This window comes from Sphingopyxis sp. USTB-05, from assembly GCF_023822045.1.
In the GTDB taxonomy this organism is placed as follows: Bacteria; Pseudomonadota; Alphaproteobacteria; order Sphingomonadales; family Sphingomonadaceae; genus Sphingopyxis.
Window position 1 is genome coordinate 771,608 of record NZ_CP084712.1, and the last position, 18,289, is coordinate 789,896.

The following is an 18,289-nucleotide window of genomic DNA, read 5'->3' on the forward strand; positions in this document are numbered from 1 at the left end:
GAGTGAATGGAGATTGATATGGGACATGATGTATTGCCGCTGCATGGGCAGGTCGCGATCGTCACCGGGGCAGGCGGCGGATTGGGCCGTGCCCATGCGCGCTACCTCGCAAGGCAGGGCGCGCGCGTTGTGGTGAACGACCTCGCGCTGTCCGCCGCGGAACAGGTGGTGTCGGAGATTGTCGCCGACGGCGGGGAGGCGATGGCGATAGCGGCTTCGGTGACCGACGAGGCCGCGGTGGGCGCGATGGTCCGCGATACGCTGGATGCGTGGGGACGGATCGACATCCTCGTCAACAATGCGGGCATCCTGCGCGACAAGAGCTTTGCGAAGATGAGCATCGACGATTTCCGACTGGTGGTCGACGTCCACCTGATGGGAGCGGCAATATGCTGCAAGGCGGTGTGGGAGACGATGCGCGAGCAGCAATATGGCCGCATCGTGATGACGACATCGTCGTCGGGGCTCTGGGGCAATTTCGGGCAGGCCAATTATGGCGCCGCGAAGATGGCGCTCGTCGGGCTGATGCAGACGCTGGCGATTGAGGGCGAGAAATACGGCATTCGCGTCAACAGCCTCGCGCCGACGGCCGCGACGCAGATGACACACGGGGTTCTGTCCGAGGAAAGCCTGACGGCGCTCGATCCGGCGCTTGTCAGCCCCGGCCTGCTGGCACTGGTCGGCGACGCCGCGCCGACGCGCGCCATCCTCTGCGCGGGCGCGGGGCATTTCGCGAGCGCAGAAATCACCTTGTCGGGTGGCGCATTCCTGGGGCGCGATCCCGATGCCGGCCGTCAGCTGACCGATCGATGGTCGAGCGTGGTCGCGCGCGACGATGCGATCGTTCCAGCATATGGCTTTGTGCAGGCAGAGCGCGAAGTGGCGAGCGCCGCCAACGGTCGGTAGCGGCGAGATCGGGTCGATCAGGCCCGATCAATAGCCTTTTCGGCCGGGGCTCGCGAGTTCGGCTTCCGAAGGCCAATGCCCCTGCGGGTTTTCGCGGACAATCTCTGCCAGCAGCGCCTTCGCGCCCGTCTCGTCACCGGCGAAGCGGCGTTCCATCGCGATCGCGAACTTGATCGTGCTGTCGCGCGTGTCCTTGAAACCCGCGGGGTCGAGCCGCCCCTGCATGATCTGAACCGCCTGATAATAAGTGAAATTCTCGATCAGCTTCAGGTTCGGTTCGATCGCGTCGATCGCGGCGCGAGCCTTGTCGTGCTGGCCCATCTTGCGATACGCGAGATAGGTCCAATAGGCTGTCGGCACGCGCATGTCGTCGCGCGCGAAATCGGCCGACAGTTCGAGCGATTTCGCCATGCCGGTCACCATCGTCGGATAGTCGCCGGTCGCGAAGCTCGTCTGCGCGTGATAATAGACGATGTTGCCGCGATAGGTGCTGATCGTCAGGCCGATCGGGTTCGGCATGCCGTCGGGTTCGAAGCTGTCGGGCGTGTCGCCCATCAGTTCGAGCGCCTTTTCATAATCGGCAAGCGCCTCCTTGAACTTGCGCGCGCGCGTGAGGTCGCGGGCGCGGAAGCGGTAGAGCTTATAGCTGTCCGGGAATTGCTTGATCCCGGCGCTGAAGGCATCGACCGCGTCGCAGATACGCCCCGCATAGTCGAGCCGGCGACCGTACCAGATATGGCTGTCCTCGCGGCCCGGCGCGATGCGCAGCGCCGCTTCAGCAATCGCGATATCCTCGTCCAGCATCTTCTGCGTGGCGGCCGAATATTTCGGGATCGTCAGCGGCGTACCGATCAGGCTGGTCGCGCAATTCCCCGCGTCGGCGTCAGGGACGTTCGCCGACGCGGGGGCTGCCGTCAGCAGCAAGGCAAGGGTGAAGGTGGAGACGGAGGCGATGAAGCGCATGGTCATCCGATCACCTCCTGATAGATGCGGCGGACATTGGTCCCCATGATCTTTTCGACGGTGCTTGCCGGATAGCCGAGCTTGCGTACGCCATCCCACACCACTTCCATGCGGCGCGGGCCGTTGAGTTCGTTGATGAACAGCGGCCAGTCGGGTTCGTGGAAATTGGCGCCCTCTTCGGCCTTCAGTTCGGCGATATAGGCATCGGTCATCTCGACGACACGATGGTCGCGGTCGCTGCCGATCGCGACATGGTCGGCGCCCATCACTTTGACGGCATGATCGATATGGCGGAAATATTCGGGCAGCGCGTCGTCGCGCTTGGTCGTCAGGAACGGACGCATCTGGCAGATGCCGGCGACTCCGCCCTTGTCGGCGAGGAGGCGCAAATTGGCGTCGGTCGTGTTGCGGATATTGCTGTGCACCGCCATGCACGCGGTGTGCGAAATAATAACGGGAACCTTTGACGCGGTGATCGTGTCCGCCATCGTCTGCATGTTGGAATGCGAGAGGTCGATCAGCATCCGGCGCTCGTTCATCCGCCCGACGAGGTCGCGGCCGAAGTGCGTCAGGCCGTTTGAGCCCAGTTCCTTGCACCCCGCGCCCGCCCAATTCTGGTCGTTATAGGTGATCTGGGCCGAGCGGACGCCGAGCTTGTAGAAGAGGTCGACATTGTCGAGGTCGCGCCCGAACTGGGTGCTGTTCTGGAAGAGATAGAAGAGCGCGAGCTGGCCGTGCGCACGCGCGACGTCGATGTCGCCGGTCTTCGTCGCTTTCAGAAACAGTTCGGGATGCTTGGCGATATGCGCGTCATGGTCGAGGACGGCCTGAATGGCCTCTTCATACGCCTGGCCCTCATAAGCCTTCGGATCGCAAAGCGTGATCGTGATCGCGTCGAGTCCACTGGCGCGCATCTGGCCGATCAGCGCCGCATCATATTCGAAGCGTACCTCGCCCATCGCATCGAAGGTAAGGGGGCGCGTCTTCGCCAAAGCCGCCGCCGCGGGTGCCAGTGCCATCGTGGCCGACAAGGCCGCCCCCGACAGGATGAAATTCCGTCTGTCCATAGCTTCGCCCTCTCCAATTCTCTATTGGAAAGAAATTAGCGTATCGGAAAATTATTGCAAGCCCGATGATCGGGCAGGCTTTCGCCTAGCCGGTGTTGACCCACAGCACGACGGCGTCTTCCTCGCTCGTAGAGTAGGCGGCGTGCTGCATGCTGCTGTTGATATAGATGCTGTCGCCAACGCCCAGGATCGCCGGTTCATAATGCTCGGTCTGGAAGCAGATTTCGCCTTCGAGCACATAGAGGAATTCCTCGCCGCTGTGCTGCGACCAGCGCTTGAAATCTTCGAGGCTGCGCGCCTTGATCGTCGTGACGAAAGGCAGGATCTTCTTGTTCTTGAGCTCGGCCGCGATCAGTCGGTGGCGGTAGACTTCAGTTTCCATCAACCGGCCCGCGCCGTCCATCGTAACGCTACGTCGGCCCGCGGCATCCTGTCCCGAATTGCTGGCGAAGAGTTCGGTGATGTCGATACCGAAACCGGTGGCGAGCTTTTGAACGACGTCGAACGTCGGCGACATCTGATCGTTTTCGATCTTCGACAGGGTCGACGCCGCAAGCGCGGTCAGGCGACCCGCATCCTCCAGCGTCATCCCGCGTTCCTTGCGCAATTGGCGCAACCGCTCACCCAGATGAAAGCCTTCGGATCGAGGCCGCTTCGCGGTACGAACGGCACCCAAAACTTCCGGCTCGTCTCCATTTCTGGGCGGCATAAAACTCCAATCCTTCACTTACTCGAGATCGCACGGCATCGGCCAATGGGGGACGGCTGGGGGAAGAAGTCCGGCCAATCAGCCGCCGCCACCTATAGGGCACAAATTTCCGATAGGCTACGGAATTGGCATATCCGATATGCCAATTCCGTATGTGCCCACCGGAAATAGAGGCCGATCTCGAACAGACGAGATCAGAATTTATACCTGGCATTCAAATAATAGAAGCCGCCTGCGACGCCGAATACGCTGTGATTGTCATAGATCAGACCAGCGCGGGCGCGAGCGGGGCCGCGGCCCGGCGGGAAGATGTTGAAGATGTTGCGTGCACCGACGCTCAGCTCGACATCCTGGATGCCCGAATAGGTCACCTCGGCATCGAACAGAGTCACCGCCTTGCGTGGCAGGAACGTCGCACCATCAAGGCGGCGCCATGCGCCATAGTGGATTGCGCGCGCCATGAAGCCGAAATCGCCGACCTTCGTCGTTGCCGAGAAATTGCCGCGCCAGCGCGGGGTGCCGCGTTCGAACTCGGTAACGATGGCAGGGCTGAATCCCGGAGGCGGCGCGCCGCGCAGATGCTGCTCGTTATAGTTTACAGCAAGGCTGAAGTCGGTCGACGCATTGTCCGACCAGCTATGACGATAGGTGCTGACAAGGTCGAAACCGCGCACGCGCGTGTCCATTTCGTTTTGGAAATAGCGCACCTGTTCGATGTCCGCACCGTTCGGGAAGTTGATCGCAGCGAGCGCGGCGCGCTCCGCAGCGGTCGTATTCCGCGAAGGCGTCAGCAACAGACGGTCGTCGACGTCGATCTGGTAGAAATCGAGCGTGGTCAGGAAACCGTCGAGGCCGGTGAAGACGACGCCCGCCGACATGTTGAACGAGGTTTCGGGGGTCAGCGCCTTTGATCCGAACACCTGCGCGGCGGGCGAACCCGGAACGAGCACGGCATCGAGGATGAAGCCGCCGACGCCGTCGAGCTGCGACGTCAGGCTGGTGCCGAAGACCTGTCCAGCGGCCGGTGCGCGGAATCCGGTGCTGACCGAACCGCGCAGCGCAAAGGCGTCGCTCAGCTCGAAGCGGGTCGACGCCTTGTAGCTGAAATTGTCGCCGAACTGGTCATAGTCTTCATAGCGGGCGGCCGCCGACAGATTCCACCAGGGCGTGATGTCGGCATCGATTTCACCGAACACCGCATAGCTGTTCGAATCGAAGCTGCCGGCGAATTCGGGCGAGAAGCCCTGGAAGCCGTTCGATCCCGCGGGCAGATCCTGCAGCGGGCCGGTCGTGTAGCTCGCGACATCGCCTTCGCCGATGACATAGGTTTCCTTGCGGTGGCTGGCGCCGGCAAAGATGAGGATGTCCTTGCTCAGTTCATAGGAGACTTCGGCATCGAACTGGATTTCACGCTGGGTGAGCGATCCGGGCTTGAACGAGGTCGGCGACTTCACGCCCATCGAGGCGTTGATCGTGCCGGTGATCGAATAATCGACCGTGTTGGTGCCATAGCGTGCCGACAGGTCCCAGGTCAGCGGTCCCTCTTGATCCCGCAGGCCCACCAAGGCGCTGAAATCTTCAAGATGGCCGCGGAATTCAGGCGTGAAGCCGCCCGGATAGATGGCGGCAAGGTTGAACTGCTGGGGGTGCGCGGGCGACAGGTCGAACGCCGAATTGGCGTAGGTGCCATGGCCGTTGAGGCCTCCTGCTGCGAAGGGCTGGCGGAGGCCGAAGGTGACCGAGCTTTTGCCGGTCATATAGTTGCCGAAGCTATAGAGTTCGAGCTCGTCGCTGAGTTCGATGCCGGCGTTCCATACCGATTTGAACGCCATGTAGCGCGGATCGAGGTTGCCTTCGGGATGTTCGGGCACGCCAGCGACGCCCAAAGCCCTCAGCGCTTCTGCGCCGGCGTGGGTGGCCTTCTTCGCATAGGCCTTTGCCTGATCGGTATATTGCGCGGCGATGTTGAAATAGGCGTTGTCGCCGACCGGGACAGCGAGGTGGCCCTGAATGTCATAGGTGCGGCCGCCGCTTTCATAATATTCGCCGACCTGGGCCGTGATGGAGCCGCCGCTCCGTGCCTTCTTCAGCTCCATGTTGATCACGCCGGCGATGGCGTCCGAGCCATATTGGGCCGACGCGCCGTCGCGGAGAACTTCGACGCTCGACAGGGCGATCGGCGGAATGACGTTGAAGTCCTGGCCCTGCGAGCCCGAGGTCGAGGCGTGACCGGTGCCGATCTGGACGATCGAGGCGCGGTGGCGACGCTTGCCGTTCATCAGCAGCAGCACATGGTCGGCGGGCGAGCCGCGCAGCGTGACCGGGCGCACGAACGACGAACCGTCATTGCCCTGCAGGCGCTGGGCGTTGAACGCGGGCACCAGCGTGCGCAGCGCATCGTTCACGTCCGAATAGCCGGTCGTCGCGATCTGTTCCGGCGCGATGACGTCGATCGCGACCGAGCTGTCGGTGATCGAACGATCCTTGCGGCGCGTACCGATGACGACGATGTCGCTGCCGCCGCCCTCACTGGTCTCTGCACCGTCATCCTCTGGCGGCGCCGACTGGGCATGCGCCATCGGCGTAATCGCGAATGCGAGCGCTGACGACAACAACAGGCGTGACACGAACTTCGACATTTTTCCCTCCTTTTGGACCCGTTTCCCCACCCGGAAATTCGGCGATTTCCGTCATGTGTCATAATTTCTAAAATTTTCCTATCATAAAAATTCTTGCTCAACTAGCAAAAACTTCCTATGCAAAAGGGGAGTGCTGCAGGGGCGGCCTCGCGGCATGGGCCAGCGGGAGAATTTCGCTTGAGCGGCATTGGAAAATTGTCGGCGCTCGCGATCGGCGTGTCGCTTCCGGGCATGGCTGTCGCTGCGCCTGCCGGCGTCGAACTGGCCGACGCGCTGGTCATTCATGCGGGCGCAGTTGTAGCGATTCCGGGCGAAAAGCCGCTTGGACCGAGCACGATCGTCGTGCGCGGCGGGCGTATTGCCGAAATCGAATCGGGCTATGTCGAGCGCCCCGGCGCGAAGGCGATCGACCTTAAGGGCCGGACGTTGCTGCCCGGCCTGATCGACACGCATGTCCATTTCAGCTTCTCGCCCGAAACGAAGCTATGGTCGGGGGCTATCGATACCGCCGAGGACGTCGCGCTCTTTGCCTTTTCCAATGCGAAAAAGACTTTGGAGGCAGGGTTTACGACGGTGCGCGACGTCGGGTCGGACGGCTATTCGATCCACGCGCTGCGCGATGCGGTGAACGAGGGTATAGTGGTCGGGCCGCGCATCTTTCTGTCGGGCACGTCGCTGTCGATCGTTGGCGGGCACGGCGACATGTCGGGGCTCAATCGCAAGGCGACCGAAGCGCTGTATCCCTATGACTATACCGGCGCGTGCACGGGTGCGGTCGAATGCGCGCTGCGCGTCCGCGAGGCGGCGAAATATGGCGCGGACCTGATCAAGGTCACCTCGACCGGGGGCATCATGTCGCAGCAGGCACGCGGGCTGGGGCAGCATTTGAGCGACGAGGAACTGACCTCGATCGTCACCACTGCGCACAGCCTCGGTCTGAAGGTCGCGGCGCATGCGCATGGCGAGGCGGGCGTCGCCGCGTCGGTGCGCGCGGGTGTCGATTCGATCGAGCACGGGACATATCTCGACGAGGACATCGCCAAATTGATGGCGACACGCGGCACCTGGCTGGTGCCCACCCTCGGCCTGCTCGACGGCCGAAAGGATGGCGATGCGACCCCGGCGGTGCAGGCGAAGATGGCCGAAGCGCGCCGCGTTGCGGGACGCAATATCCGGCTAGCAGTCCAGTATAAGGTCAAATTCGCTTTCGGCACCGATGCCGGCGTGTCGCCGCACGGCCAGAATGCCCGGCAGTTTCGCCTGATGGTCGAACAGGGCCCGATGACGCCGGCGGCGGCGCTGCGGTCGGCGACAGTGGATGCCGCCGCGCTGATTGGCCAGTCGGACAATCTCGGAACGATCGAGGTCGGAAAATATGCCGACATGATCGCCGTGGCGGGCGACCCTTATCGCGACATCACGCTGCTCGAACATGTCCCCACCGTCATCAAGGACGGCCGGGTCATTCTTCACGACCGGACGGACGCGCCCTGATCCTGCCGGTTCTCTATCATTTGCAACGCTTTCAACGGACATCACAATGAACGCTATCGATACGTCTCTCTCCTCTTCGTCGGTTTCCGGTGCCTTTGCCGATACAATTGCCGACCTGTTCGGCGAACTCGGCCTGTCGCTCTCGGACGATCTCGGATCGGATCTTGCAGTCTTTTCGCCGATTGATGGCTCGGCGCTTGCGACGCTGAAGATGCATCGCGCCGCCGATATGGATGCGATGGTCGCAAATGCCGGAACCGCTTTCCTTGCGTGGAAGCAGGTGCCCGCGCCGCATCGCGGCGAGTTGATCCGGCGCTACGGCCAACTCGTGCGCGAGCATAAGGAGGTGCTGTCGCAGATTCTGACGATCGAGAATGGCAAGATCCTGACCGAAGCGCGCGGCGAGGTGCAGGAAGTGATCGACATTTGTGAATATGCCGTCGGCCTTTCCCGCCAGTTGTTCGGGCTGACCATCGCGTCGGAACGCGCCGAGCACCGGCTGACCGAATATTGGCACCCGCTTGGCCCCCTCGGGCTGATCTCGGCGTTCAACTTTCCCGCCGCGGTGTGGGCATGGGGTACGACGGTCGCGCTCGTCTGCGGCGACAGCGCGATCTGGAAGCCGTCCGAAAAGACGCCGCTGACCGCGCTTGCTTTCGCAAAGCTGCTCCAGAAGGTCGCGGCCGATTATGAATTTGCGCCCGATCACCTGGTCCAGATTGCGATCGGCGATGCCGAATGCGGCGGCATCATCGCCGACCATCCGGGGGTTTCGATTGTCAGCGCGACCGGCAGCGTCCGTATGGGACAGGATGTCGGCGTACGCGTCCAGCGCCGTTTCGGCCGGCCGGTGCTCGAACTCGGCGGGAACAATGCCGCCATCGTCGCGCCCAGCGCCGATATCGGGCTCGCGCTGCGCGGGACGATCTTCGCCGCGACCGGTACGTGCGGCCAGCGCTGCACTACGCTGCGCCGGCTGATCGTTCACAAGGACATTCGCGCCGATTTCGTGAAGCGCCTGATTGCCGCGGTCGGCAGCCTCAACATCGGCAGCCCGCTCGACGATGCGACGCATGTCGGCCCGCTAATCGACAAGGCGGCGTTCGATGCGATGCAGCGCGCGCTCGATCGCGCGCGCAGCGAAGGCGGAACCGTCCATGGCGGCGAACGGATCGAGATCGCTGGATCGCCCGATGCCTATTATGTCCGTCCGGCGATCGTCGAGATGCCGACGCAGAGCGAGATCGTTCGCGAAGAAACCTTCGCGCCGATCCTCTATGTCCTGTCCTACACCGAATTCGCCGAGGCGATCGCGTTGCAGAATGGCGTGCCGCAGGGCCTGTCGTCATGCGTCTTCACCAGCGACGTCCGCGAGGCCGAACGTTTCCAGTCGGCACAGGGTAGCGACTGCGGCATCGTCAACGTCAACATCGGGACCAGCGGGGCCGAGATCGGCGGCGCGTTCGGCGGCGAGAAGGTGACGGGCGGCGGCCGCGTGTCGGGATCCGATAGCTGGAAGAATTATATGCGCCGCGTTACCGCGACGGTGAATTACTCGACATCGCTCCCGCTTGCGCAGGGCGTGAAGTTCGATCTCGATATCGATTGAAGACACGAATTTTGTTTCGGAGAGGATTTATGATGAACCGCAGGCATTTGAAATTGCTGGTATCGGCCGGCCTGTTGCTGATCGCAGCGCCCGCGACCGCAGTTGCGCAGGAAGGCAGCTTTCAGGGCATGTCGTTGCTCGGCGAGCGGATGGTCACCGCCCCCGCACGCAATGCGAACGTCGCGTCGGTCGAGACGCTGGATCGCGCGGCGCGTGACGCGAAAGCGGCGTTCGAGAGCAATATGACGGTCGACAGTGCGACCTGGTACGGCCGCATCCTCTTCTATCAGGGCTATACGAAGGAGTCGGCGGCGGTTTACGATCAGGCGCTGAAGCGCTTCCCCAATTCGGGCAAGCTGCTGCGCCACCGCGCGCACCGCGCTTTCTCCCTGCGCGAGTTCGACAAGTCGATCGAACTGGGGCTGAAGGCCGCGAAGCTCTATGAGAACCAGCCGCTCGAGCGCGAAAAGCCGGGTCCGGACTATTTCCCGGGCGACCCCGACGTCGTGCAATATTATCTCTATTACCACCTCGGGCAGGCTTATTTCGGCAAGCACGACTTCGAAAATGCCGCGAAATGGTTCGCCAAATCGGCCGAATCGGCTGCCTTTACGCACGATATCGAGGCGCGGACGGCGAACACCTATTGGGAATATCTGTCGCTCGCACGCGCCGGGAAGCTCCGCGAGGCACAGAAGCTGCTCGACAGCTATGACCTGACCCTGTTCGAAGTTCATCCGAAGGGCGGGTCGGATACCTATTTTGACGGCATCCAGTTGTTCAAGGGCAACCGCGCCGCCGACAGCTTCTTCAGCGACAAGGACGGCGGCCGCGCCTTCGCGACCGCCGACGGCGTCGCGGCGTCGACCGCCTACAGCCTCGCCAACTATTATATACTGAGCGGCGAGCCCGAGAAGGCGAAGCCCTGGCTGAAGCGTTCGATCAACGTCGATAGCTGGAGCTTCTTTGCGCGCATCCAGGCCGAAGCCGACTGGCTGCTGCTGTTCCCGAACGAAAAGCCCTGAGGGGGCCATCGAACTGACGCATTGAGGTTAGCGGCGGACCCGAACCATCGGGCCGGATCTTGGGAGACGCATCGTGAATAACTGGACCCGCCGCAAACCCGTCCTGCCGCCCGGCGAACGAAGCGCCGATGCGCTGCCGCCCAGCCTGTCCTGGCCGCAGCTTATGGCCATGGGCGTCGGTGCAATCATCGGCACGGGCATTCTGACCCTGATCGGCGTCGGCGTCGACAGGGCAGGCCCGGCCGTGCTGGTTTCCTTCGCCATCGCCGGGGCCGTCTGTGCCTGCGCCGCGCTCGCCTACGCCGAACTGTCGGCGATGATGCCCGCGGCGGGCAGCGCCTACAGCTATTCATATGCCGGTCTGGGCGAGGTCTTCGCGTGGGTCGTCGGCTGGAGCCTGATCCTCGAATATTCGCTCGTCGTGTCGACGGTCGCGGTGGGCTGGTCGGGCTATGCGTCGCCGCTTTTGATGGGGATCGGCTTTCCGGAGGCGCTGACCCGCGGTCCCGAACTCGGCGGGCTGATCAATCTGCCAGCGGTCGCGATCATCGCGGTCGTTGCGGGCCTGTTGCTGATGGGGACGCGCGAGAGCGCCCGGATCAATTCGGTCCTCGTCGTCGTGAAGATTGTCACGTTGCTGCTCTTCGTTGGCTACACCTTGCCCTATTTCGACGCAGCGAATCTCGATCCTTTCATGCCTTATGGTTACGTCGCGCACGTCGACGGCGACGGGGTGCAACGCGGCGTCATGGCGGCGGCTGCGATCATCTTTTTCGCCTTCTACGGCTTCGATGCGATTTCGACCGCCGCGGAGGAAACGAAGCGCCCGGCGCGCGACCTGCCGATCGCGATTATCGGGTCGATGGCGGTCTGCACGCTCATCTATATGCTTGTCGCCGCGACGGCGGTCGGCGCGACGCCCTTTACAAACTTCGCCGACAGCCCCGAGCCGCTGGCGCTGATCCTGCGCTCTATCGGGCAGGGCGGCATTGCCCAGGTCGTGGCGACGACCGCCGTGGTGGCGCTGCCGACCGTGTTGCTCGCCTTCCTCTATGGCCAAAGCCGGATTTTCCTCGCGATGGCGCGCGACGGCTTCTTGCCGCAGCGCCTCGCGCATATTTCGGGGCGCGGCACGCCGACGCGTATAACGCTGCTGACCGCACTGATCGTCGCGGTCCTCGCCGGCCTGCTCCCGATCGGCAAGGTGGCGGCGCTCGCCAACGCCGGTACGCTGATCGCCTTCATGGCGGTCGGGATCTGCCTGCTCGTTCTTCGCCGCCGCGCACCCGATATGCCCCGGCCATTTCGCGTTCGTGCGGCCTGGCTGGTCGGATTGGGAACGGTTGGAGGCTGCCTTTATCTGTTCCTGAGCCTGCCGGTCGAAACCCTCTTGTGGTGCCTGATCTGGAATCTGATCGGCCTTGGCCTCTATGCAATATACGGACAGCACCGCAGCCGGTTGGCGAAACCCGGCGTTGGGGGCTAGGTCCTTCCGCTGTCATGCGGCCGGTGTCTGAGGCGCCGGCCCGCGCGCTTCAGCAGTTACGCTTCGTTTCCCGACCGGAGCTGTTTTCAAAGCCCTGGCTGACCTTTCTCGGCAGATGGGCCATGTTCGAAAATTGAATGACATCGATAACAATTGCAGCTATGCGTGTCTCTACGGGAGAGAGATATGGATACGAGACATGGGGATTTTGCGGCCGAAGGCGGTGGTCTGGGTTCGCCTACGGGCGATTTTGGCAGGCTGGGTCTAGGCGTTTCGGGCCTCTATCTCGCTCTCTATATCCACTATGGTTTTTTCGCATTCCTGCCGCTGTGGTTGAAGGCGACAGGAGCTTCGCCAGAGGAAATTGGCGTTCTGCTCGCGATCCCGCTGATCTTGCGGTTGCTCACGGTCGCTCCCTTTTCGGCCTTTGTCGGCCGGCGCGGCCGGGTACGCGACGCGATCGCCTATACCTCGCTCGCGTCCGCGGCGATCGTCCTCCTCCTGCTTGGCGAGCCGGGGCACGCAGGCCGTATCGCGATCGTCATCTTCTTCTCGATCGTCTGGGACCAGATCCCGGTGCTGACCGATGCCTATGCGGTAATGGCCGTGCGCAGCCGATCGCTCGATTTCGGGCGGCTGCGCGTATGGGGCTCGATCGCGGTGGTCGCTTCGAATGCGGCGGCGGGTTGGGCGATCGCCACCTTTGGGATCAAGATGCTGCCGTTGATGGTCGCGGCGTTGTTGCTGGCGCCGGCGATGGTTGCCTTTCTGTTGCCATCGGACCGCAGGCTCGCTGCGTCGGATGGTGCCACCGGCGGGCGATGGCGTGACCTGATCGGCGATCGCGGCTTGATCCTCGCGATGATCGCCGCCTCGCTGATCATGGGAAGCCATGGCGTATTGACCAGCTTCGGTGCGATCCAGTGGGCGGCGCAGGGGATATCGACAACGACGATCGGCTTGCTGCAGGCGCTTGCGGTTGCGGCCGAGATCGGGGCTTTCTGGTTTGGGGCAAAGCTGCTCGGGAACCGCGACCCGCGGTTGCTGATTGTCGCGGGCGCGGTGGCCGGAGCGTTGCGCTGGGCGATCATGGCGACCACTCCTGGGCTTCCAGTCCTCGTTGTCGGGCAATTGCTCAACGGCATCACAGCGACGGGAACGATCCTAGGCATCATGCTTGTGATCGCGCAGCGCGTGCCGACCCATCTCAGCGCCACCGCGCAGGGGATGAACGCCGTGCTCCTCGGCGTGGTGCTGGCGGTCGCGACGGCGGGGTCGGGCCTGCTCTGGTCCTATGGTCTGGCCGTTGCCTATCTCGCCATGTCGGTTCTCGCGCTGCTCGGTGCGATCTGCGCCTGGCCGCGCGGAGAGCGGGAGGCGGAGATCGACACGAACGGATTGTCTGCATCGGGAGTCGAATCATGAGGCGTCACAAGATAATGTTTTTGGCTGCCCTGCTCGCGCCGGTAGCTCCCACATTCGCGCAGGAGGCACCAAAGGTGCAAAATATGCAGGACTGGCCGCTTCCCGAAACGGTAACCCCCAAGGGGCGCGCGGTCGCCTCCGAGATGGCGGCGCAAAAGATGCCCGACCCGCTGCCCCCGGTCGAAGAGATCCGTAAATTCGCCGACATGATGCAGGCGACCTTCGGCGCGCAGCTTGAGAAACGCTATGAGGTGCGGATCGAGACCTCGACGATAGCGGGGGTCCCGGTACGCATTGTCTATCCCAAGGGCGTGAGCGAACTCGGAACGGGTCCGGTGCTGCTCAACCTTCATGGCGGCGGCTTCGCGATCGATTCAGGTTCGCTGACCGAGACGATCCCGGTCGCGGCGCGCAGCGGCCTGCCGGTCGTTGCCGTGCTCTATCGCCTGACGCCCGAGCATCCCTATCCCGCGGCGCTCGACGATGCGCTCGCGGTCTATCAGGCGCTTGAAAAGGATCGCAAGGCGAGCCGCATCGGCGTGTTCGGGACGTCGGCCGGTGCAGGGCTGTCGGGGCAGCTTGTCGCGAAGCTGACCAGCATGGGCAAACCGATGCCGGCAGCGCTCGGCTATTTCTCCGGCAATGCCGATGCCAGCGTGAAAGGTGATTCGGAATCGTGGATGCCCGGCCCCGGTTTCGACTGGGTCGCCACCTATGCGGGCAAGACGCCGCTCACCGACCCGATCCTGTCCCCGATACATGGCGACATCTCGGGCTTTCCGCCGACATTGCTGGTAACCAGCACGCGCGACTTTTTGCTCAGTCCCACGTCGATCTTTGCCCGCGCGCTGACCGAAAAAGGCGTCGACGCGCGCCTTGTCGTGTTCGACGGCCTGCCGCACGCCTTCTGGGCTTATATGGACATTCCCGAAAGCGACCAGGCGAACGAACTGATTGCGCGGTTCTTCAAGGAAAAGCTCGCTGCTGCGAAATAGCCGGGCGGATCAACCGTTCGCGAGATGGTCTCGGTAGCGGTCGCGAAGCGTTTTCTTGTCGATCTTGCCTGTCGCGGTCAGCGGAACGGTGTCGAACAATATGTCGTCGGGCATCCACCAGCGCACGACGCGGGTTTCGAGATGTGCGCGGATGGCATCCGCGGCAACCGTCTCGCCGTCATGCGTTTCGATGACGAGCAGCGGCCGTTCCTCCCACTTCGGGTGATGAACGCCGATCACTGCGGCAATGCGGACGCCGGGGCAGCCGACCGCGGCATTTTCAAGGTCGATCGAACTGATCCATTCGCCCCCGGACTTGATGACGTCCTTCGCGCGGTCGGTAAGGCGCAGGAAGCCGAAGCGGTCGATCGTCCCGATATCGCCGGTATCGAACCAACCGTCGGTATCGGCGGCGGGAAGGTCGGGGTAATAGCGATCGACCACCCACGGCCCGCGCACCTGCAGCTTGCCGGCCTGTTCGCCATCCCACGCCAGCGGAGCGCCTTCGTCGTCGATGATGCGCAGCTCGATCCCGAACTGCATCCGGCCCTGACGCGTCAGGATCGTTTCGGTCGCGAATTCTTCGCCCTCTGCCATCAGCAGCGGGGTAGGGGTCGCGATCACGCCGAGCGGATTTGTCTCGGTCATCCCCCATATCTGGAGGACCGTGACGCCATAGCGTTCACGGAAGGTCTCGGCCATCGCACGCGGGACCGCCGATCCGCCGATGACGAGGCGCTTGAGGTCGCCAACGCCTTTCCCGCTGGTTTCGAGATAGGCGAGATACATCGTCCAGATCGTCGGTACGCCGCCCGAAAAGGTGACGCCTTCATCGAGGATCAGTTCGGCAAGGCTGGCGCCGTCCATCTTGTCGCACGGCAGGACGAGCTTGCAGCCGTTGATCGCGGCCGTGAACGGCAAGCCCCATGCCGTCGCATGATACATCGACGAGCAGGGCATGATGGCGTCGAAGGCGCTGAACCCGAACGCACTGCTGAGGCCCGCCGCCATCCCGTGCAGCACGATCGAACGGTGACTGTAGAGCACGCCCTTGGGGTCGCCGGTGGTGCCCGAGGTGTAGCAGAGGAAGGCCGCAGCATTTTCGTCGAAGCGCGGCCAGTCGAAATTGCCGTCCTCAGCGGCGATCATCGCCTCATAGGGTGCGCCGAGCAGCACATAATGCTCGATCGCGGGCAACATCGGCTTCAACCGCTCGACCAGGTCGGCGAGATTGGTATCGAAGAAGAGGATGCGGCTGCCCGCATGGTTGATGGTGAAGGCGATCTGCTCGTCGCTGAGCCGCGGGTTCGCTGTATGCAGAACCGCGCCGATGCCGGGGACGCCGTAGAAGAGTTCGAGATGCCGGTGGGTGTTCCATGCGAGCGACGAGACACGGCCGCCGCTATCGATCCCGAGCGTTCCGAGCATCTGTGCGGCCTGCCGTGAGCGCCGCTCGCAGCCCGCCCAGTCATAGCGCCATAGCGGCTCGCCCGCGAGCTTGGAGACGATCTCGCGCGCGCCATGTGCGCGCGCGGCGTGGGTCAGTATCGCACTGATCTGCAGGGGGGCGTCCTGCATCAAACCGGGCAGCATCGTCTCTCCTTTCGTGGCGCTTATCGCGCCGTCGGTGGCAACAGGTCGTAACGGTCGATAAAATCGGCGGTTACACCATTTGTCCAGCCGAACCCGGTCTGCGTTTCATATTCTCCGCCGCCGCCCGCCCCCGACGTCTCGACGTCATATTTCTCGAACAACAGGCCGGTGCGGGCAAAAGTCGCGCCAACCGTATGGACCCAGCGCGCCGCGATGTCCCGCGCCAAGGCATTATGCCCATAGTTTTGCAGGCCCGCGACGGCGATCCATTGCAGCGGCGCCCATCCGTTCGGCCGGTCCCATTGCTGGCCGGAGTGGTTCAGCGTCGTGTTGAGCCCACCGGAAGCAAGCAGGCCGCTCTCGACCGCTTTTGCCGTCGCGTCGGCTTGTTCCTGCGTGGCGGCACCGACAAGAAGCGGCGCCAGAGAAGCAGCCGTCAGCGGGCTGCGAAGCATTCCGTTCCCGATATCGTAGTCGCCGAAATAGCCATCGGCCGCATTCCAGAGATAGATATTCATCGCCTCGCGCCGGTCGGCGGCAAGGCGTTCGTAATAGGTAGCCTCGGCGTCGCCGCTCACGGCGATGGCGGTTTCCAGGCCGAACAGGAACGCGTTGAGATCGATCGGGGCGATCATCGTCGTGCGGATCGACGAGAGCGCTTCGCCGTCCAGCCAGCGCGACGAAAAATCCCAGCCGCTTTCGGCGCCGGCGCGAAGGTCGCGATAGACGTCGCCGGCGGGACGGCTGCTGTCGGAAGCGGTCGCCACATCCTCGCGCCAGCTTTCGTCGCGGGGCGTATCACGCGGGTCCCAATAGCGGTTGAGCAGATGGCCGTCGGAGAGCCGCGCGACGCGGGCGCTTTGTTGGCCGGGCGCAACGCTTTCGGCGCCCTCCATCCACCATGCATGTTCGCGCTTCATCGCCGACAGCCGCCGCGCCGCAACCTGGGGCCGGTCGTCGCCGAGCAGTTCGACCATCATATGGAACAGCGGCGGCTGCGACCGGCCGAGATAATAGGTACGCGATCCGTTGGGAATGTGCCCGTGCGCGTCGATCAGGTCGGTCAGCGCATCGACGATTCCGTTGGCGAGCTCGAGTTCGCCATCGCGGACGAGACCGAGCATCGTGAAGAAGCTGTCCCAGTAATAGATTTCGCGAAAACGTCCGCCGGGGACGACGTGCCGGTGCTGGACGGGGAGGGCCGATCCGCTTGCGGCCTGTTCGGGCGCGCGGGCGAGATCCTTCCAGAGAGCGCGGATATGGTCGCGGAGCGGTAGCACCGCGGGGCGTGCGCCCTCCGCCGCGACGGGCAGGTCGAAATTGGCCGCGATGAACGAGAGCAGCGCCTCGTCTCCTGCGGGAAGCTGCGCGAAATCGCGCATGATCTCCGCCACGGGCCGCTTGGGCAGCGCGTCGACGAAGGTCTTGCCGTCGGGCAGGATGGCGCGCTCCTGCACCTTTGCAAGCAGCGGGCCATAAAGGTCCGCAGGGCTGGGTTCGGCACCCATCAGCTTGCCAGATGACGTTGGAAAAAGGCAGCTTGCGCCGCGAGCGCGTCGTCGGTCTCGGGGCACTCCATATAAGCCCAGAAGGCATGAAGCATGCCTTCATAAACCATCAGGTCGGCCTCGACGCCGGCCTTTCGCAGCGCAAGATGGAAGCGCACCGTCTGGCTCAGCAACTGGTCGCGGGTGCTGGTCATCAGCATCGTCGGCGGCAGTCCCGACAGGTCGCCGTAGATCGGGGACAACAGCGGATCGGTGCGGTCGGTTCCCACACTGTAATCGGCCAGGGTTTCGGGCGCCGACCGCGACCCCATGATCGGCGGTAGAAAGGCTTCGCAATCGCTGACGAGCGCGAAATCGGCGGACCCCGAAAAGACACCCGCTGCCCCCGGCAATGGCAGTCCCTCGGCCTTGATCCGTGCGAGAAGCTGCGCCGTCAGAACGGCGCCTGCCGAGGTGCCGTAAATGCCGATCGATCCGGCCGGCCGATGCTCCAGCGCATCCCTATAGACCGCCAGCGCATCGTCCACCGCCGCAGGAAACGGATGTTCGGGCGCCATGCGATACATGACGGTGATGATCGAAATCCCGGTCAGCCCCGCGATCGGAATCGTTTCAGTCTCCGACCCCGAATCGACCATGAAGCCGCCGCCATGAAAGTTGATCAGCAGCCGCCGGTTGGCAGCGGTGTCGCTTCCGCGGCGCCGCACAAACTTGACGGGGACGCCGGCGACCTTGCCCTTCTCGACCTCGACATCGAACCGCTTCGCGCGGCTCTTGTTCAGCGGCTTCAGATGATTGGCGGCCGCCGCACGCACCGCCTTACGCGTGATCGCGTTGCGCATCAGCGTCGCGGTCATTTCGGGCGCAGAG

Annotated in this window: 14 protein-coding genes; 7 read left to right on the plus strand and 7 right to left on the minus strand. The window is 63.4% G+C overall.

From position 1 onward, the window contains the following. Positions 1-18: 18 nt before the first annotated feature. Entirely contained in the window at positions 19-906 is an 888-nt protein-coding gene (locus KEC45_RS03385) for an SDR family NAD(P)-dependent oxidoreductase (RefSeq protein ID WP_202966802.1), read from the plus strand. Between the two features lie 27 nt (positions 907-933). Here KEC45_RS03385 and KEC45_RS03390 read toward each other — a convergent pair whose 3' ends face one another. The 4 genes from KEC45_RS03390 to KEC45_RS03405 form a co-directional block, all read right to left on the minus strand. Beyond that, entirely contained in the window at positions 934-1,875 is a 942-nt protein-coding gene (locus KEC45_RS03390; protein WP_062183142.1) for a tetratricopeptide repeat protein, read from the minus strand. Continuing rightward, positions 1,872-2,936, minus strand: coding sequence for a dipeptidase (locus tag KEC45_RS03395; protein ID WP_062183140.1), 1,065 nt, complete (start codon positions 2,934-2,936; stop codon positions 1,872-1,874). The genes KEC45_RS03390 and KEC45_RS03395 overlap by 4 nt, the downstream gene beginning before the upstream one ends. Before the next feature lie 85 nt (positions 2,937-3,021). Continuing rightward, positions 3,022-3,645, minus strand: coding sequence for a helix-turn-helix domain-containing protein (locus KEC45_RS03400; protein ID WP_083435865.1), 624 nt, complete (start codon positions 3,643-3,645; stop codon positions 3,022-3,024). Positions 3,646-3,839: 194 nt separating this feature from the next. Beyond that, positions 3,840-6,284, minus strand: a complete 2,445-nt coding sequence (locus KEC45_RS03405; RefSeq protein ID WP_062183133.1) for a TonB-dependent siderophore receptor — start codon at positions 6,282-6,284, stop codon at positions 3,840-3,842. Positions 6,285-6,461: 177 nt separating this feature from the next. On the opposite strand from KEC45_RS03405, the gene KEC45_RS03410 reads away from it, so the two are divergent. The 6 genes from KEC45_RS03410 (at position 6,462) to KEC45_RS03435 (ending at position 14,318) form a co-directional block, all read left to right on the plus strand. After that, positions 6,462-7,778, plus strand: a complete 1,317-nt coding sequence (locus KEC45_RS03410; protein ID WP_062183130.1) for an amidohydrolase family protein — start codon at positions 6,462-6,464, stop codon at positions 7,776-7,778. Between the two features lie 46 nt (positions 7,779-7,824). Continuing rightward, on the plus strand, positions 7,825-9,387 hold the full coding sequence (locus KEC45_RS03415; RefSeq protein ID WP_062183127.1) for an aldehyde dehydrogenase family protein: 1,563 nt from the start codon (positions 7,825-7,827) through the stop codon (positions 9,385-9,387). Positions 9,388-9,419: 32 nt separating this feature from the next. Next, on the plus strand, positions 9,420-10,412 hold the full coding sequence (locus KEC45_RS03420; protein ID WP_193749185.1) for a hypothetical protein: 993 nt from the start codon (positions 9,420-9,422) through the stop codon (positions 10,410-10,412). Between the two features lie 73 nt (positions 10,413-10,485). After that, entirely contained in the window at positions 10,486-11,898 is a 1,413-nt protein-coding gene (locus KEC45_RS03425) for an amino acid permease (RefSeq protein ID WP_062183120.1), read from the plus strand. A gap of 186 nt (positions 11,899-12,084) precedes the next feature. Continuing rightward, on the plus strand, positions 12,085-13,323 hold the full coding sequence (locus tag KEC45_RS03430) for an MFS transporter (RefSeq protein ID WP_062183117.1): 1,239 nt from the start codon (positions 12,085-12,087) through the stop codon (positions 13,321-13,323). An 83-nt stretch (positions 13,324-13,406) separates the two neighbouring features. Next, a complete protein-coding gene (locus KEC45_RS03435; RefSeq protein WP_062183115.1) occupies positions 13,407-14,318 on the plus strand; it encodes an alpha/beta hydrolase in 912 nt (303 codons plus the stop codon). Positions 14,319-14,327: 9 nt separating this feature from the next. Here the strand turns inward: KEC45_RS03435 and KEC45_RS03440 are convergent, their stop codons facing one another. Genes KEC45_RS03440 through KEC45_RS03450 form a run of 3 tightly spaced genes read right to left on the minus strand, consistent with a single transcriptional unit; the run spans position 14,328 to position 18,276 of the window. Continuing rightward, complete coding sequence (locus tag KEC45_RS03440) at positions 14,328-15,911, minus strand: long-chain fatty acid--CoA ligase (RefSeq protein WP_252171488.1); 1,584 nt, start codon at positions 15,909-15,911, stop codon at positions 14,328-14,330. 20 nt (positions 15,912-15,931) lie between these two features. Further along, the gene (gene treF / locus KEC45_RS03445; protein ID WP_062183112.1) at positions 15,932-17,419 is read right to left on the minus strand and encodes an alpha,alpha-trehalase TreF; all 1,488 of its coding nucleotides are present in this window, start codon (positions 17,417-17,419) and stop codon (positions 15,932-15,934) included. Next, positions 17,419-18,276: an alpha/beta hydrolase gene (locus KEC45_RS03450; RefSeq protein ID WP_252171489.1), complete on the minus strand. Its 858-nt coding sequence runs from the start codon at positions 18,274-18,276 to the stop codon at positions 17,419-17,421. The genes treF and KEC45_RS03450 overlap by 1 nt, the downstream gene beginning before the upstream one ends. Positions 18,277-18,289 lie beyond the last annotated feature (13 nt).